The sequence below is a fragment of the Pseudomonas sp. PS02302 genome (genome assembly GCF_029959585.1).
GTDB classification, from domain to species: Bacteria; Pseudomonadota; Gammaproteobacteria; order Pseudomonadales; family Pseudomonadaceae; genus Chryseomonas; species Chryseomonas aestiva.
In genome coordinates, this window is the sequence record NZ_JASCON010000001.1 from 42191 (window position 1) to 56491 (window position 14301).

Annotated in this window: 13 protein-coding genes; 6 read left to right on the forward strand and 7 right to left on the reverse strand. The window is 67.6% G+C overall.

Translation table 11 applies throughout. From position 1 onward, the window contains the following. Window positions 1-51: 51 nt before the first annotated feature. Window positions 52-1047, reverse strand: a complete 996-nt coding sequence (locus QMX82_RS00195; RefSeq protein ID WP_442969361.1) for an ABC transporter permease — start codon at window positions 1045-1047, stop codon at window positions 52-54. A 337-nt stretch (window positions 1048-1384) separates the two neighbouring features. Here QMX82_RS00195 and QMX82_RS00200 point away from each other — a divergent pair, with 337 nt between their 5' ends. From QMX82_RS00200 to QMX82_RS00210, 3 genes are read left to right on the forward strand one after another with little or no spacing between them, the layout of a single operon-like run. Further along, the gene (locus tag QMX82_RS00200) at window positions 1385-2221 is read left to right on the forward strand and encodes a transketolase (protein WP_133860280.1); all 837 of its coding nucleotides are present in this window, start codon (window positions 1385-1387) and stop codon (window positions 2219-2221) included. Further along, window positions 2211-3167 (forward strand): transketolase family protein, encoded by a 957-nt coding sequence (locus QMX82_RS00205; RefSeq protein ID WP_187980700.1) that lies wholly within the window; start codon window positions 2211-2213, stop codon window positions 3165-3167. Before QMX82_RS00200 ends, QMX82_RS00205 begins: the two co-directional genes overlap by 11 nt. 40 nt (window positions 3168-3207) lie before the next feature. Further along, window positions 3208-4680, forward strand: coding sequence for an FGGY family carbohydrate kinase (locus tag QMX82_RS00210; protein WP_282280809.1), 1473 nt, complete (start codon window positions 3208-3210; stop codon window positions 4678-4680). A 266-nt stretch (window positions 4681-4946) separates the two neighbouring features. Here the strand turns inward: QMX82_RS00210 and QMX82_RS00215 are convergent, their stop codons facing one another. Both QMX82_RS00215 and algB read right to left on the reverse strand, forming a co-directional pair. Further along, window positions 4947-6737, reverse strand: a complete 1791-nt coding sequence (locus QMX82_RS00215) for an ATP-binding protein (RefSeq protein WP_133860283.1) — start codon at window positions 6735-6737, stop codon at window positions 4947-4949. Then, window positions 6734-8083: a sigma-54-dependent response regulator transcription factor AlgB gene (algB, locus tag QMX82_RS00220; protein ID WP_282280810.1), complete on the reverse strand. Its 1350-nt coding sequence runs from the start codon at window positions 8081-8083 to the stop codon at window positions 6734-6736. The genes QMX82_RS00215 and algB overlap by 4 nt, the downstream gene beginning before the upstream one ends. A 441-nt stretch (window positions 8084-8524) precedes the next feature. Here algB and QMX82_RS00225 point away from each other — a divergent pair, with 441 nt between their 5' ends. Genes QMX82_RS00225 through QMX82_RS00235 form a run of 3 tightly spaced genes read left to right on the forward strand, consistent with a single transcriptional unit; the run spans window position 8525 to window position 9202 of the window. Continuing rightward, window positions 8525-8779, forward strand: coding sequence for a hypothetical protein (locus tag QMX82_RS00225; protein WP_007160204.1), 255 nt, complete (start codon window positions 8525-8527; stop codon window positions 8777-8779). Between the two features lie 10 nt (window positions 8780-8789). Then, on the forward strand, window positions 8790-9011 hold the full coding sequence (locus tag QMX82_RS00230) for a hypothetical protein (RefSeq protein WP_178083882.1): 222 nt from the start codon (window positions 8790-8792) through the stop codon (window positions 9009-9011). 29 nt (window positions 9012-9040) lie between these two features. After that, a complete protein-coding gene (locus QMX82_RS00235) occupies window positions 9041-9202 on the forward strand; it encodes a DUF1328 domain-containing protein (protein WP_007160206.1) in 162 nt (53 codons plus the stop codon). A gap of 316 nt (window positions 9203-9518) precedes the next feature. Here the strand turns inward: QMX82_RS00235 and QMX82_RS00240 are convergent, their stop codons facing one another. The 4 genes from QMX82_RS00240 to QMX82_RS00255 are packed head-to-tail and all read right to left on the reverse strand — an operon-like array spanning window position 9519 to window position 14274. Continuing rightward, window positions 9519-10418 (reverse strand): efflux RND transporter periplasmic adaptor subunit, encoded by a 900-nt coding sequence (locus tag QMX82_RS00240; RefSeq protein WP_280310239.1) that lies wholly within the window; start codon window positions 10416-10418, stop codon window positions 9519-9521. Between the two features lie 10 nt (window positions 10419-10428). Further along, the gene (locus QMX82_RS00245) at window positions 10429-10629 is read right to left on the reverse strand and encodes a DUF1656 domain-containing protein (RefSeq protein ID WP_007160208.1); all 201 of its coding nucleotides are present in this window, start codon (window positions 10627-10629) and stop codon (window positions 10429-10431) included. Next, window positions 10619-12775 carry an FUSC family protein gene (locus tag QMX82_RS00250; protein WP_282280811.1) on the reverse strand — a complete coding sequence of 719 codons (2157 nt, stop codon included), beginning with the start codon at window positions 12773-12775 and terminating at the stop codon, window positions 10619-10621. Before QMX82_RS00250 ends, QMX82_RS00245 begins: the two co-directional genes overlap by 11 nt. Beyond that, window positions 12772-14274, reverse strand: coding sequence for an efflux transporter outer membrane subunit (locus QMX82_RS00255; protein WP_263258540.1), 1503 nt, complete (start codon window positions 14272-14274; stop codon window positions 12772-12774). The genes QMX82_RS00250 and QMX82_RS00255 overlap by 4 nt, the downstream gene beginning before the upstream one ends. Window positions 14275-14301 lie beyond the last annotated feature (27 nt).

Here is a 14301-nt window from a genome sequence, read left to right on the forward strand (position 1 = left end):
GCACTCCGTTGTTATTGTTGTACTGCGGTGACGAGACGAAGCAGATCTGACCTAGCGCTGCCCGTTACGGCGGCGCAGGGTGTCCAGGGTGACGGCCAGGGCGATGACGATGCCGATGACCACCTGCTGCACGAAGGGCGAGACCCCCAGCAGATTCAGGCCGTTGCGCAGCACGCCGATGATCAGCACCCCGACCAGGGTGCCACCGACGCTGCCGACGCCGCCGCTGAGGCTGGCGCCGCCGATCACCACCGCGGCGATGGCATCCAGCTCCATGGACAGGCCGGCGCTGGGCTGGGACGAGTCCAGGCGCGCCGCCATGGCCACCGCGGCCAGGCCCGCCAGGGCGCCACTCAGGGCATAGATCCAGATGGTGATGGTGCGCACCTTGATGCCCGACAACCGTGCCACCTCGGCGCTGCCGCCCATGGCATAGAGGTTGCGGCCACCCGCGCGAAAGCGCAGGAACACCCAGGCCACCAGCAGCATCAGCAGGAACAGCCCGACGGTGACCGAGAGGAAGCCGAAGTGCCGCACCGTGGCCAGGTTGGTGAACCAGTCCGGAAAGCCGACGATCTGGCGCCCGTCGGTGAGGATGTTGGCCAGGCCGCGGGCCACCGACATCATGGTCAGGGTGGCGATGAAGGCGGGCAGCCGGGCCCGGGCGATGAGCAGCCCCGAGACCAGGCCGCAGACCAGGCCACCGAGGATGGCGGCAGGAATCGCCAGGCCCAGCGACCAGCCGATGTCCTGGTAGAGCCAGCCCAGCAGCATCATGGAGAAGGCCAGCACCGAGCCCACCGACAGATCGATGCCGCCGATGACGATGACCAGGGTCATGCTGATGGCCAGGATGCCGAGCACGGTCACCTGGTCGAGGATGTTGAGGGCGTTGCGCACGGAGAAGAAGTACTCCGAGGCAAAGGAGAACACGGCGATCAGCAGCGCCAGGCCGATCAGCGGGCCGCCGACGTTGCGTGGCAGGCGCAGTGCCAGGCGAGCGAGGGGCTTGGCGGGTGGCGAGGCGGTCGGGGCTTTGGCGTCCACGCACTTCTCCTAGGGGTTATTGTTCTTGTGTCCGGCTCGCCTGAATATTTATGCGTGCCTGATTTTTAATTCAGACTCCGCCTGTTCCGGATGGAAGTCAAGCGCCTTTTCATCGCTGCGTGCCGAACACGATGGCTTCGGCAATCCCGCATCCCGCCCCGCATTCTATCCGCTCGCCAGATCGCCAATGGCCTTTCCTGGCTATTGACGGCCCCACGGATTGGGGTCTAAATGATAAATATATTTTCAGTGACGAATAAATATTCATAAGACGCCCACTGAAACCTCGGCAGGCGTCTGCTCCATCGCAGCTTCGGATACCCGAGGGGGTCGCCTGATGAATCCGTTCCAGTACGACGTCGCGCAGATTCGCGAAAAGGCCCGGCTGATCCGCCGGCGCGTCATCCAGCTCAATGCCGGCTCGCCTGCCGGCGGCCATACCGGGGCGGATCTGTCGGAGACCGACATCCTCGCCACCCTCTATTTCCGCCTGCTCGACGTCGCCCCGGAACGCCTCGCCGATCCCCAGCGCGACATCTACATCCAGAGCAAGGGTCATGGCGTCGGCGGCCTCTACTGCTGCCTGGCCGAGGCCGGATACTTCCCGCCGGAATGGCTCGACACCTACCAGCATTTCGACTCCCACCTGCCGGGTCATCCGGTGCGGCAGAAGACCCCTGGCATCGAGCTCAACACCGGCGCCCTCGGCCACGGCCTGCCGGTCGCCACCGGGATCGCCCTGGCCGCCCAACGCGATGGCAGTCCGCGCCGCGTCTATGTGCTGACCGGTGACGGCGAACTGGGCGAGGGCTCCAACTGGGAGTCGGCGCTGACCGCCGCCAAGTACCGGCTGGACAACCTCACGGTGATCGTCGACCACAACCGCCTGCAACTGGCCGGTCCCACCGCCGAGATCCTGCCGCTGGAGCCCCTGGCCGAGAAGTGGCGCGCCTTCGGCTTCCATGTGGTCGAGTGCGATGGCAACGACGTGGCCCAGCTGGTGGAGACCCTGGAAGCCCTGCGCGAACACCGCGGCCAGCCCCAGGTGCTGATCGCCAATACCGTCAAAGGCAAGGGGGTTTCCTTCATCGAAGGCAAACCTGAATGGCACCACCGGGTGCCCAAGGGCGACGAGATCGCCGCTGCACTGGAGGAACTCGACCATGGCCACTGATACCCAGACCCCGGGTGAAGCCCATCTCGCCAGCGTCATGGTCGAGGCCTTCATCGCCGCGGTGGACGCCGGCGTCGACCTGGTGCCGGTGGTCAGCGACTCCACCTCCACGGCCAAGATCGGCCCCTTCGTCAAACGCTTCCCGGAGCGCCTGGTCAACGTCGGCATCGCCGAACAGACCCTGGTCGGGGTGGCCGCCGGCCTGGGCCTCGCCGGCAAGGTGGCGGTGACCTGCAACGCCGCGCCCTTTCTGATCTCCCGCGCCAACGAACAGGTCAAGGTGGACGTCTGCTACAACAGGTCCAACGTCAAGATGTTCGGGCTCAACGCCGGGGCCAGCTATGGTCCCCTGGCCAGTACCCACCACAGCCTCGACGACATCGCCGTGATGCGCGGCTTCGGTAACGTGGAGATCTATGCGCCGGCCGATGGCCGCGAGTGCCGGCAGATCGTCGAGCACGCCCTGGCCCATGACGGTCCGGTCTATATCCGCCTGGACGGCAAGGCGCTGCCCGATCTGCATGGGTCCGACTACCGTTTCGTCCCCGGTCAGGTCGATGTGCTGCGCCAGGGTCACGACGTCAGCCTGGTGGCCCTGGGCTCGGTGGTCCACGAGGCGGTGGAGGCCGCGCGGTCGCTGGCCGAGCAGGGCATCAGCGCCCAGGTGATCAATCTGTCGTCAATCCGTCCGCTGCAGCGCGAGGCGCTGCTGGAAGCCCTTTGCGCCGCTCGCGGCGGGGTGGTCACGGTGGAAGAGCACAACGTCAACGGCGGGGTGGGCAGCCTGGTCGCCGAGGTCATGGCCGAAGCCGCGCTGGGCGTGCCGCTGATCCGCCTGGGCATCGCCGATGGCGAGTATGCTGCCGCCGGTGGCCGCGGGCCGACCCGCGCCAAGCACGGTATCGATGCCGCCGGCATCGTTGCTGCGGTGCAGCGCCTGCGCTGAGGCTCAGGCGTCTGCCACGACAAGAACAACAGGAGCTGCCATGGCCGCCGAACCGCTGATCCTCGCCCTCGACGAGGGCACCACCAATGCCAAGGCGATCCTGGTGGATCGCGCCGGTCGGGTCGTGGCCCGCGGTTCTCGGCCGCTCACCGTCCAGCATCCGCAGGCGGGCTATGCCGAGCAGGATCCCCTGGCCATCTGGCAGGCCCTGCAGGGCGCCATCGGCGATTGCCTGGCCCAGACGGACGCCCCCCTGGCGGCCATCGCCATCAGCAACCAGCGTGAATCCGCCCTGGCCTGGGAGCGCAGCAGCGGCCAGTTGCTCGGCCCGCTGGTGAGCTGGCAGTGCAAGAGATCCCAGCCGCAGTGCGAAGCCTTGCACGCCGCCGGTCACGGCGAGTTGATCCTGCAGCGCAGTGGCCTGGCGCTGGACCCGATGTTTTCCGCCGGCAAGTGGCGCTGGCTGCTCGATCAGATTCCCGACGGCACGGCCCGCGCCGCCGCCGGCGAGATCTGCCTGGGCACCGTGGACAGCTGGCTGCTTTGGCAACTCAGCGGTGGCACGAGCTTTCTCATCGACGCGGCCAATGCGGCCCGTACCCAGTTGCTCGACCTGCGCGGTGGTGACTGGGATCCGCAGCTGCTGGGTCTGTTCGGCATTCCCCGGGCGGCGCTGCCGGAGATCCGCTCCAGTGCCGGCTGCTTTGGCGAGACCCGTGCCCAGGGCCCGCTGCCGGCCGGTCTGCCGATCCTGGCGATGATCGGCGATTCCCATGCGGCGCTGTTCGGCCAGGGCGGTTTCGTCCCGGGCAAGGTCAAGGCCACCCTGGGTACCGGCTCCTCGCTGATGACCCCCATCGCCGAACCTGTGGTCTCCGCCCATGGCCTGGCCACCACCCTGGCCTGGCGCCTGGGCGAGACCCCGACCTTTGCCCTGGAAGGCAACATCGTCCACACCGGCGCCGCCGTGGGCTGGACGGCGCGGCTGCTGGGCGGCGCCGGAGAGCTGGAGGCCCTGGCCGCCGAAGCCGCGGCGCTGCCGGACAACGGCGGCGTCTACTTCGTCCCGGCGTTGGGTGGCCTCGGTGCGCCGCACTGGCGGGCCGAGGCGCGCGGACTGTTCTGCGGCCTGGCGGAGAATTGCGGGCGGGCGCACCTGATGCGCGCGGCCCTGGAAGCCATCGCCTACCAGATTCGCGACGTCTTCGACGCCATGCAGCAGGACAGTCCGACGCCCCTGGACGAACTCTGGGTGGATGGCGGCGCCACGCGCAACGAATGGCTGCTGCAATTCCAGGCCGATCTCCTGCAGCGCCCGGTGATCTGCAGCCTGTCGCCGGAGGTCTCGGCGCTGGGCGCCGCCCACTTGGCCGGCCATGCCCTGGGCTGGTGGCAGGACGCCGCGGCCCTGGCCGATCTCGAACGGCCCCGCCGCCGTTACGAACCCCGCGCCAATGCCGTGCCCGAACTCTATGCCGGCTGGCGCCAGGCGCTGGAGCGGACGCTGCTGTAGCGCCCCTAGGTTGGGTTGAAACGGCTCCATCGCCGCAGCCCAGCAACGCGGATTCGATCTGGGCACCGTTGGGCTGCGCTGCGCTCAACCCAACCTGCGGCGGCTCTCCCGAAAGGAGAGGGGCCAGCCCGGTAGCGTGGAAAACGGCGCAGCCTTTTCCACTGTGACGTCGTGATGGGCTGTCCGAGCGGGCGTTCGTTTTCATCCGTCCTGGCAGGATCGGGCCGACTGGCGCGACCCTACTCGTGGGCGGAGGCCGACCTGGCTCAGGTCGGCAGGGTCATGAAGATCTGGGTGCCCTGACCGGGGCGGGAGACCACGCCGATGCGCCCCCCATGCTGGCGGATGATTTCCTTGCACAGGGCCAGGCCCAGGCCGGCGCCGCCCTTCTGGCTGCCGATCTGCACGAAGGGCTCGAACACCCGGCCCTGCTGGGCGTAGGCGATGCCCTCGCCATTGTCCTGCACCGCCATCAGCAGCTGCTCGTTCTGGCGCATGGCCTGGATGACGATACGGCCGCCCGCCGGGGTATGGCGCAGGGCATTGCTCAGCAGGTTGTCGAACACCCGGCCCAGTTGCTTGGGATCCAGGCTGACGCGTGGCAGCGGCGTGTGCAGCAACTCGACGGCCAGCTCGACATCGCGCTCGCGGGCCTCGTCGGCGTGGCGGGCACGGGCCGCCTCCAGCAGATCGCCGATCTCGCTCGGCAATTTTTCCGGACGCTGCAGACCGCTCTGGTGACGGGAATAGTCCAGCAGGTCGTTGATCAGCTGCACCAGGCGATGGGTTTCCTCGTCCACCGTCTGCAGCAGAAAGGCCTCGCGGGATTCCGGCGCCACCTTGAGGCGTTCGCGCAACAGACCGAAGGCCATGTGCATGCCGGTGACCGGGGTGCGCAATTCGTGGGAGGCGCGCAGGACGAATTCGTTGCGCACCCGGTCGAAAGCGCGCTGCTCGGTGACATCGCGCAGCACCATCAGCGCGCCCACGCTGCGCCCGTCGGCGTGGTTGACCGGGGTCAGACTCCAGGCCAGCAGCCGCACCTCGTCGTCGACGCGAATCTCCAGGTCTTCGGGCGCCGCATCCAGGGCACCGCCGGCCAGGACGCGCTGCACGCTGGCCTCGATTTCCGGACGTTCCAGCGCCGCGATCAGGGATTCACCCAGGTGATTCTCGTTCCAGCCCAGCTGGCGGCAGGCCACCGGATTGGCGTGTTCGATGTTGCCCTGGGGATCGAGGATCACCAGGCCGTAGTCGATGCTGTCGAGCACTGCCTGCAGGCGCCGCTGCCCGGCCACCAGCGCCTCGACATTGGTCTGGCTGAGGCGGTGCAGGGCCTGGGCCATGTTGCCGAAGCGGCGGCTGAGCAGGGTGAATTCGGCGATCTGCGAGGTCGGCAGCTGGACGTCGAAGTTGCCCTGGCTGATGCGCTCGGCGGCCTTGGCCAGGCCATCGATGGGGCCGGTGAAGCGCCGGGCGATGCCGTTGGCGGTCACCACCCCGGTGACCAGGATGGCCACGCCGATCAGCGCCAGCAGCAGGGCGATGATCACCGCGCGGTCATGGGCCTCGTCCTGCATGCGCTCCAGGGTCACCACGTAGCTGCGCTGCAGGTCGTAGATGCGCGTGCGCAGCGCATTGAGGGTTTGCTGGAAGCCGCGATCGGCGCGCAACTCGCCATAGCCCGCCGGCGGTGAGCGCAGGTAGTCGGCGAAGCGCTGGTAGCGCTGCTTGACGTCTTCCAGGATGGCCAGCTGCTCGGGATTGCGCATCTGCCCTTCGACCCGTTGCAGGTACTCCTGGAAACGCTGCTGGGCCGCCACCAGTGACTGCGGATCGGGTGCCCCGTCGAGCATCTGGAACAGGCTGTTGCTCAGCTCCTGGCGCATGTTCAGCGTCAGGTTGATGAAGTCCAGGTTGCTGCGGGTCTGGACGCTCTGCTCGCGGGCCAGGTGCAGCACGCTGACCAGGCCGACCAGCAGCCCGATGAGGGCTACGGCGATCAGGGCGGAGATGCTGAGAAAGAGGCGGGTGTGCAACTTGATCGGCAGCTTCATAGCCCGTACTGCTTGCGTTTTCGATAGAGCGTGGAGGCGTCGATGCCCAGGGTCTTGGCAGCCTGGTCGAGGGTTTCGCTGGTGGCCATCACCGCGGCGATGTGGGCGCGCTCCAGGGCCTCCAGGCTCAGCGCCTCGCCGACCCGCGGTGCGCTGGCGGCGCCGCCGGTGGCCGGGCTGTCACCCAGGCCCAGGTGATTGACGTCCACCAGGTCCTGGCCGCAGATGATGCTCGCGCGTTCGATGACGTTGCGCAGCTCGCGGACGTTGCCCGGCCAGCCGTAGTTGCGCAGGGCGTCCAGGGCCGCCTCGCTGAAGCCGTGGGCGGGTCTGTTGTAGTCCTTTACGAAGCGGGCGAGGAAACGCTCGGTGAGATCGACGATGTCTTCCTTGCGCTCGCGCAGCGGCGGCAGGTTGAGCACGATGACGTTGAGGCGATAGAGCAGGTCTTCGCGGAATTCGTTTTCCGCCACCATCTGTTCCAGGTTGCGGTTGGTGGCGGCGAGGATGCGCACATCGGCGCGGCGGGTCACCGGATCGCCGACGCGCTCGTATTCCTTGTCCTGGATGAAGCGCAGCAACTTGGGCTGCAGGGCCAGGGGGAAGTCGCCGATCTCGTCGAGGAAGAGGGTGCCGCCGTCGGCCTGGCTGACGCGACCGAGGGTGCTCTCGCTGGCCCCGGTAAAGGCGCCGCGGGTATGGCCGAACATCTCGCTTTCCATCAGATCGGCGGACAGCGAGGGGCAGTTGATGGTGACGAAGGTCTTTTTCGCGCGGCGACTCCAGGCGTGGATGGCGCGAGCCAGTTCGCCCTTGCCGGAACCGGACTCGCCGAGGATCAGCACGTTGGCATCGGTGGTGGCGACCTGTCGGGCGGTCTCCAGGATGCTCATCATCGTCGGACTGCGCGAATCGAGACCGGCGCTGGATTTGCGCACCTCGCCTTCGAGCGCCTCCAGGCGCGCCGAGAGCTGGCGGAACTCCAGCTGCTTGGCCGCGGCCATGCGCAACTGGTCGGGACTGCAGGGTTTCACCAGATAGTCGGCGGCGCCGGCCTGCATGGCGTCCACCGCGGTGTCGATGGCCGAGTGGGCGGTAACGATCACCACCCGCATCCAGGGTGCCTGGATGCGCATCTGCTGCAGGACGTCCAGACCGTTGTCCGCGCCCAGGCGCAGATCGAGAAAGCAGAGGTCGTAGACCTGACGTAGCAGCAGGGCTTCGGCCTGGGCCGCGCTGTTGGCCGTGGCGACGCTGTAGCCGGCGTCTTCCAGACAGAAGCGGAAGGTACGCAGGATGGCGGCTTCGTCGTCCACGAGCAGGATGCGACCGCTGGTTTGTTCCATGACGGCAAAACTCCAGGCCAAAGGGCCGAAACGCGCTAAAGGACAGGGCTGGCAGTTAGTCCATGATACATCGTGCAAGTTGCAATCCACAGGACCATCGGGCTATCGACCGTCCCTCTGCGAGCATCGTGCAGATCGCAACCCGGAGGGGCGAAAACGGGGAAAAGACGGTTTTCCCGGTGCCCGGGAAGACTTTTATCCGGTCATTTGCCGTTGCGCCTGGCAGCCGACCGGACCGGGACCATCCAAGCAACCCCTGGCCATCATGCAAAACGCAATGCTTCAGGCGTTGCACCTTGCAAGGTGCATGTGTGGCGGCTACCAGTGAAAACTGTAAGTTTTTGATTTATAAGGTAAAAAAGGTTTTCGAAAAGCTGGCACGTAGTCTGCAATCTCCTTGGCAAGCCGGCCTTAGGGCCAACGGACTGCAGGAGAGACCCGATGATCAGCCAGACCCTTCGCAAGCACTTGGTAGGTACTGCGCTCTTCGCTTGCTTCGCCAGCGCCGCCGTCGCTGCCCCTCAGGGCCAGGACGTCAGCCGCGAACAGGCCCTCATCGCCTCCACCCGCATTGCTGCCCAGGCCATGGTGCCCGCAGCCAAGCCGCTGGCAAGTCAAGGTCGTGGGGAACTCAAAGCCATCCCGGCACAGTCCAACGGTGACCGTCTGGTAAAGCAGACCCGCTGGGTATTCTGAGGTCATGACCATGATGTGGATGCTGCTGGTGATTGTGTTGTTCGCTGCAGCGGCGGTTGTGATCGGGATGTTGCTCAGCGCTTTGATAATGGGTCGTGCGCTCAATCAGACGCACAACCTCAACGGTCTGGATCTCGATCTGACCGCTGTGGAACCACGGATGGCGAGTCTGGATACCCAGGATTTCGCTAATAAAACCACTGCTCGCTGGACAGGTGCTGTCGTCCGCTGAGTGCACTTGTAATACATAGGAGAAACACCATGCTGAGCTGGGCTATCACTTTCCTGATCATCGCGATCATCGCAGGCGTCCTGGGTTTCGGTGGCATCGCCGGTACTGCCACCAGTATCGCCAAGATCCTGTTCGTGCTGTTCCTGGTGCTGTTCGTGGTGTCGTTCTTCATGGGCCGTCGTCGTCCCTGACGCCAGCCTCATGAAAGACAGGCTGTCGGTCGTGACGACCGGCAGCCGAGGCGCTGTCATTGAATTGCAGCTTTAAGCCGATTCAATGGACAACCTCGAAGTCGTCTCCTGATCCGAGACGCAAGGGCCACAAGGTCGGGACGCTCTGCAGTAAGGGAGGGTTCCAAGAGTACAGGGAGTACTTTCGCACTCGCGGCGGACTGGGCTGGATACGACCACACCCCTGAATTCGACCGGTTTCGTCTCAAGCGAAACCTGCCGGTGTCAGGGGTGTTGTCGTTTTGGCGCAGTGAAAAGGCGGGTGCCCGGGGCGGGCTCAGCCCTGCCAGAAGGCGTCCCACCAGGAGCGTTCGCCGCGAACGTCTTCCAGTACTACCGTGCAGGTGGTGCCAGCCGCCAGCAGCAGCCCCTCGGGCAGCGGATCCAGGGCGATGCGCACCGGTACCCGCTGGGCCAGGCGAACCCAGTTGAAGGTGGGATTCACGTCGGCGGTGAGTTCACGACTCTGGGGATTGTCCCGGTCATAGATGCCGCGGGCGATGCTTTCCACATGTCCGCGCAACGTCTGGCCGCTCATCAGGCGCATCTCGGCTGCCGCTCCCACCTGCACGTGGGGCAGCTTGGTTTCTTCGAAGTAGCCATAGACCCAGAACGAATGGGCGTCGATGACGGCCAGCTTGGGCGCGCCCGCGGCGGCGTAATCGCCCTTGAATACCGAAAGGTTGGTGACGTAGCCGTCGACCGGCGCCAGTACCCGGGTGCGCTTGAGATTGAGGCGCGCCGATTCCAGCTGGGCCTGGGCCTGGCGCAGATCGGCCTCGGCGGCCAGGGCGGCGCTGCTGGCGTCTTCGCGGTTCTCGCGGGAAACCACCAGGCTGTCGATGTCGGCACGGCGGCGGGCGTTCTGCTGGCGCATGGCCAGGGTGGCCTTGCGCGCGGCGACCGTGGCCTCGGCCTGATGCACGGCGATCTCGTAGTGCTCCGGATCGATCTGCAGCAGCAGGTCGCCCTTGTTGACCCACTGGTTGTCGCGCACGGCGATCTCGGTCACCAGGCCCGCCACGTCGGGCGCGATGGTGATGACCTCGGCGCGCACCCGGCCATCGCGGGTCCAGGGATCGTTCATGTAGTGCACCCAGAGCAGCCGCCCGAGGATCAGCGCCAGGCAGACCACCAGCAGGGTAAAGAGCACGCCGAAGAGTTTCTTGAGGATCATGGCAGGAGTCCTAGCGATAGACGCACAGCGCCAGGGCGCAGTAGAGGCAGATGAACAGGGCCAGGCGCAGCAGCGCCGGATGCCAGACGACGTGGTAGAGGCCGACCGCGGCAAGCACCCGGTCCAGCGCCCAGGCGAGCAGGGCGGCGACCAGGAACAGCACCGTCACGGTGGGCAGGTAGAGGCCGTGGAAGGCGATTTCACGGGGCATGGGGAATCTCGTGATAGCGGGCCAGGGGCCCCTGGGGATCGAGCAGGGCACTGCGGATGAAATGCAGGTCGCTCTGCACCTGGCGCAGGGGCGACTCGTCATAGGGCAGTTCCGGCGGTTCGGTCACGGTCGCCACGGCAAGCAGGGCCGCGTCCACTGCCACCAGCGCCCGCCGCAGATGTTCCGCGCCGGGCTTGAGGAAGAGGCGCACCAAGGCGCGCCCGAGCACGCGGATGGCCTGGCGCCAGGCGCTGCCCTCGGCATAGCGCGGGGTCGCGGGCAGGCGGGCCTGCAACTGGCGCAGTTCGATCACCGCATGACCGATCTCCAGCACCACGAAGGCCCAGCCGATCAGGCGCCGCTGCGCTTCACCGCGTCCGGCGCTGACGCCATAGGCTTGGTTGAGCAGGTCGCGGGTCTGGCCTTCGAAGGTCGGCGCCAGGTGCGGCAACGGCGCGCTCACCGCCCGCACCAGCTGCTGGCGCAGGTCACGCTCCAGGCGGCGCCACAGCCAGGGGCTGTTGGGTGGCAGCAGCACCGCCGAGACCGCCGCGGTGATCACCATCGACAGGACCACGGCGATGCCGTTGTTGATGAAGACGTAGGCGTCGTAGACCGGCGGATTGTCGGGAATCGAGGTGAAGCAGAAGAACACCAGGCAACCCAGGCCATAGCCCATCCAGCCCGGGCGCAGGGAAATCCAGGTGCCCAGCATGAACACCGGCGCCAGGGTCAGCAGCAGCAGCGGCAGGCCGCTGATCCAGGGAAAGACGAAGAAGGTCAGGAAGAAGCCCAGCACCACGCCGCCACTGGCGCCGACCGCCATCTGCAGGGCGGTGCGCTTGGGATCGGGCGAGGCCGAGGCCAACGCCGAGACGGCCGCGGCGTTGAGCGCCAGCATGCCGCCGCTGGGATAGGCGCTGGCGATCCAGAAGGCGCCCAGCACCAGCACCAGAAAGGCGCTGCGGAGGCCGGTGACCGCCGCGCCCAGGGCATTGGCCTTGGCCACGAAGCGCGGCTTCCACTGTTCGCGACTGTGGCGTGGCGCCGCCAGGGAGGCATGGGTCTGCAGATAGCCGTGCCATTCGCCAGTGAAGCGAAAGAGCAGCTCCACGGCGGTCTCGAAGTCCCGCCGGTCAGCTTCGCTCAGGGGCGGCAACTCGGCACGCAGGGCGCGAATGCGCGGCCGCAGAACCTGGTGCAGCTGCTCCAGACGCGCCGCCGCCACCAGGGCCGCGCGTTCGGTAAGGGCCTGGCCACGCCATTCCTCGAACACCTCCAGCAGCGGCGCCCAGAGGCGTTCGAGGGCTGCCAGCGGCAACTGGGCGTCGCGCTCGCGCAGGCGCATCAGCAGGCGGCTGAGGGCATGCAGGCGGGTAGTCAGGCCCATGAATTCGGCGTTCAGCCGGGCCAGGCGCCCGCTGCGCATGCGCATGTGCGGGTCTTCGAAGGCCGAGGCGCTGCGCAGGCTTTCCAGCCCCACCGCCTCGGCGGCCAGGCGTATTCCGGCAGCCTCCAGGGAGGCACGGTCGAGACGACCGCGCAGGACGTCGGCGGCCAGTCCGGCGAAGCCGCCCATGCGCCGATAGAGAGTCGCGCGCATGGCCGTGGCGCTGGTCTGCGGAAAGACCGCCGCGCTCACCGCGCCGCTGCAGAGCACGCCCAGGGTGATGGCCAGCACCCGCATCACCGCCGACATGAAGGCGGTGTCGGCATTGAGCGCGGCAGGGATGCCGATCAGCGCGGCGGTGTAGCCGGCCAGCATGCAGGCGTAGCTGCGAAAGTCCCGGTAGCGCGCCGAGCCGGCCACGCAGAGGCCGATCCACAGCGCCAGGAAGATTAGGAAGGGCACCCGTTCCTGGGCGAACAGGGCGATCAGCACCAGCATCACCGCCAGTCCCAGCAGGGTGCCCATCACCCGATAGAAGCTCTTGGCCAGCACCTGGCCACTCTGCGGCTGCATGACGATGAACACGGTGATCACCGCCGAGCTGGGATGCGGCAGTTGCAGGCGCATGGCCAGCCACAGGGTCAGGCTGGCGGCGAGCAGCACCTTGGCCTGGTACAGCCAGAGGCTGCCATCGCTGCGGGCCCAGGCGCCGAGGGCCTGGCGCAGCGGCGCACCGGTGGCGGTGCCGGCAGTCATCGGGGGGCTCGCTCGACGGCGACGCGCGCCGGCACCAGGTCGTGGTCGCCCGGGCCGCGTTCGAGGTCCGCGCCGCCACCGAGGGCGACCAGGGCCGCGGCCTGGGCCGCCAGGCGCAGGGCGTGCACCTGGGCGGTGACGCGTTGCTGGGCGAACAGCCGGGTCTGGGCGTCGAGCACGTGCAGGTAGTCGGTCAGGCCGCGGCGAAAGGCCTCGCGGGCGATGTCGTAGGTGCGCTGGGCCTCCTGGCTGGCCTGGTCGGCGAGGGTGGCCTGCCGGGCTGCCGAATCGGCCTTGATCAGGGCGTCGGAGATGTCCTTGAGGGCGTCGACGAGGGTCTGGTTGTAGGCGCTGACGGCCACGTCGTAGGCCGCCGACTCCGCGCCGAGGCGACCGCGCAGGGCGCCACCGTCATAGATCGGCAAGGAAAAGGCGGGACCTATGAAGGAGCCGGTCTTGGCGTGGGTCAGCATCTCGCTGAGGCGACCCAGGGTCAGGAACTGGCCGACGTTGGCCACCAGGTCGATGTTGGGATAGAAGCTGGCGCGGGCGACGTCCACGCCCTTCGCCGCCGCGGCGATCTGCCAGCGACGCGCCACCACGTCGGGGCGCTTGCCGACCAGTTCCAGCGGCAGGGCGCTGGGCAGGCGCGGTGCCGCGCCCAGGGTCAGGCGCGGGCGTTGCAGGCGGGCGCCGGCACCCGGGCCCTTGCCGGCCAGGGCGGCGAGCTGGTTGCGATCCAGCGCCAGGGTCTCGTCCAGGGCTTCCAGCTGGCGTTCGGTCTCGGGCAGCAGGGCGCGCGCCTGGCTGACCTCGAACTGGGTGCCGAGGCCGCCGTCCAGCTGGCGCTGGGCGAGGTCGGCCAGGTGCCGCTGCTGCTCCAGGGTGGCGGCGAGGATGTCGCGCTGGTCGTGGTGCAGGGCGAAGCCGATATAGCTGCGGACGATGTTGCCGGTCAGCTCCAGCTCGGCCGCGCGCACCTCGGCGGCGGCCTGGTGGGCCTGGTCCAGGGCCTGGGCGCTGGCGTCGCGTTCGCGGCCCCAGAAGTCCAGGGCATAGCTCAGACCCAGTTCGGCATTGTTGTTCCAGGTGGTGCGATCGGCCAGCTCGCCCGGGCCATAGAAGCCGTCGGTGGGCCAGCTGTAGCGCTTGAAGGCGCCCTTGCCCTCGACCTGCAGGGCTTCGCGGGATTCGGCCAGGCCGGCCAGGGACTCGGCGCGGCGCACCCGGGCGGCAGCCGTGGCCAGGCGCGGGTTGTCCGCCAGGGCGCCGCTGATCCAGGCATCCAGCTGGGGATCGCCATAGGCGCGCCACCACTGGCGCTCGGGCCAGGCGGCCTGGCTGGCGGCGGCCTGGATGGCACCGTCGGTGGCCAGCGCCTGGTCGTCGAGACGCTGCGCCTGGGGCGCGTTGTGACCGGTACCGATACAGCCGGCCAGCAGGGTCGCGAGGGCGACCACCGAGAGCGCAGGCCAGACTCTGCTAGAGGAAGGCGACACGTGGAGGTCCGTTGGCAACAGGGCCAA

Excerpts from the sequence above, each read along its gene's own strand:
- QMX82_RS00200 (WP_133860280.1), top strand. The coding sequence starts at position 1,385 with ATGAATCCGTTCCAGTACGACGTCGCGCAGATTCGCGAAAAGGCCCGG.
- QMX82_RS00205 (WP_187980700.1), top strand. The coding sequence starts at position 2,211 with ATGGCCACTGATACCCAGACCCCGGGTGAAGCCCATCTCGCCAGCGTC.
- QMX82_RS00210 (WP_282280809.1), top strand. The coding sequence starts at position 3,208 with ATGGCCGCCGAACCGCTGATCCTCGCCCTCGACGAGGGCACCACCAAT.
- QMX82_RS00215 (WP_133860283.1), bottom strand. The coding sequence starts at position 6,737 with ATGAAGCTGCCGATCAAGTTGCACACCCGCCTCTTTCTCAGCATCTCC.
- algB (WP_282280810.1), bottom strand. The coding sequence starts at position 8,083 with ATGGAACAAACCAGCGGTCGCATCCTGCTCGTGGACGACGAAGCCGCC.
- QMX82_RS00225 (WP_007160204.1), top strand. The coding sequence starts at position 8,525 with ATGATCAGCCAGACCCTTCGCAAGCACTTGGTAGGTACTGCGCTCTTC.
- QMX82_RS00230 (WP_178083882.1), top strand. The coding sequence starts at position 8,790 with ATGATGTGGATGCTGCTGGTGATTGTGTTGTTCGCTGCAGCGGCGGTT.
- QMX82_RS00235 (WP_007160206.1), top strand. The coding sequence starts at position 9,041 with ATGCTGAGCTGGGCTATCACTTTCCTGATCATCGCGATCATCGCAGGC.
- QMX82_RS00240 (WP_280310239.1), bottom strand. The coding sequence starts at position 10,418 with ATGATCCTCAAGAAACTCTTCGGCGTGCTCTTTACCCTGCTGGTGGTC.
- QMX82_RS00245 (WP_007160208.1), bottom strand. The coding sequence starts at position 10,629 with ATGCCCCGTGAAATCGCCTTCCACGGCCTCTACCTGCCCACCGTGACG.
- QMX82_RS00250 (WP_282280811.1), bottom strand. The coding sequence starts at position 12,775 with ATGACTGCCGGCACCGCCACCGGTGCGCCGCTGCGCCAGGCCCTCGGC.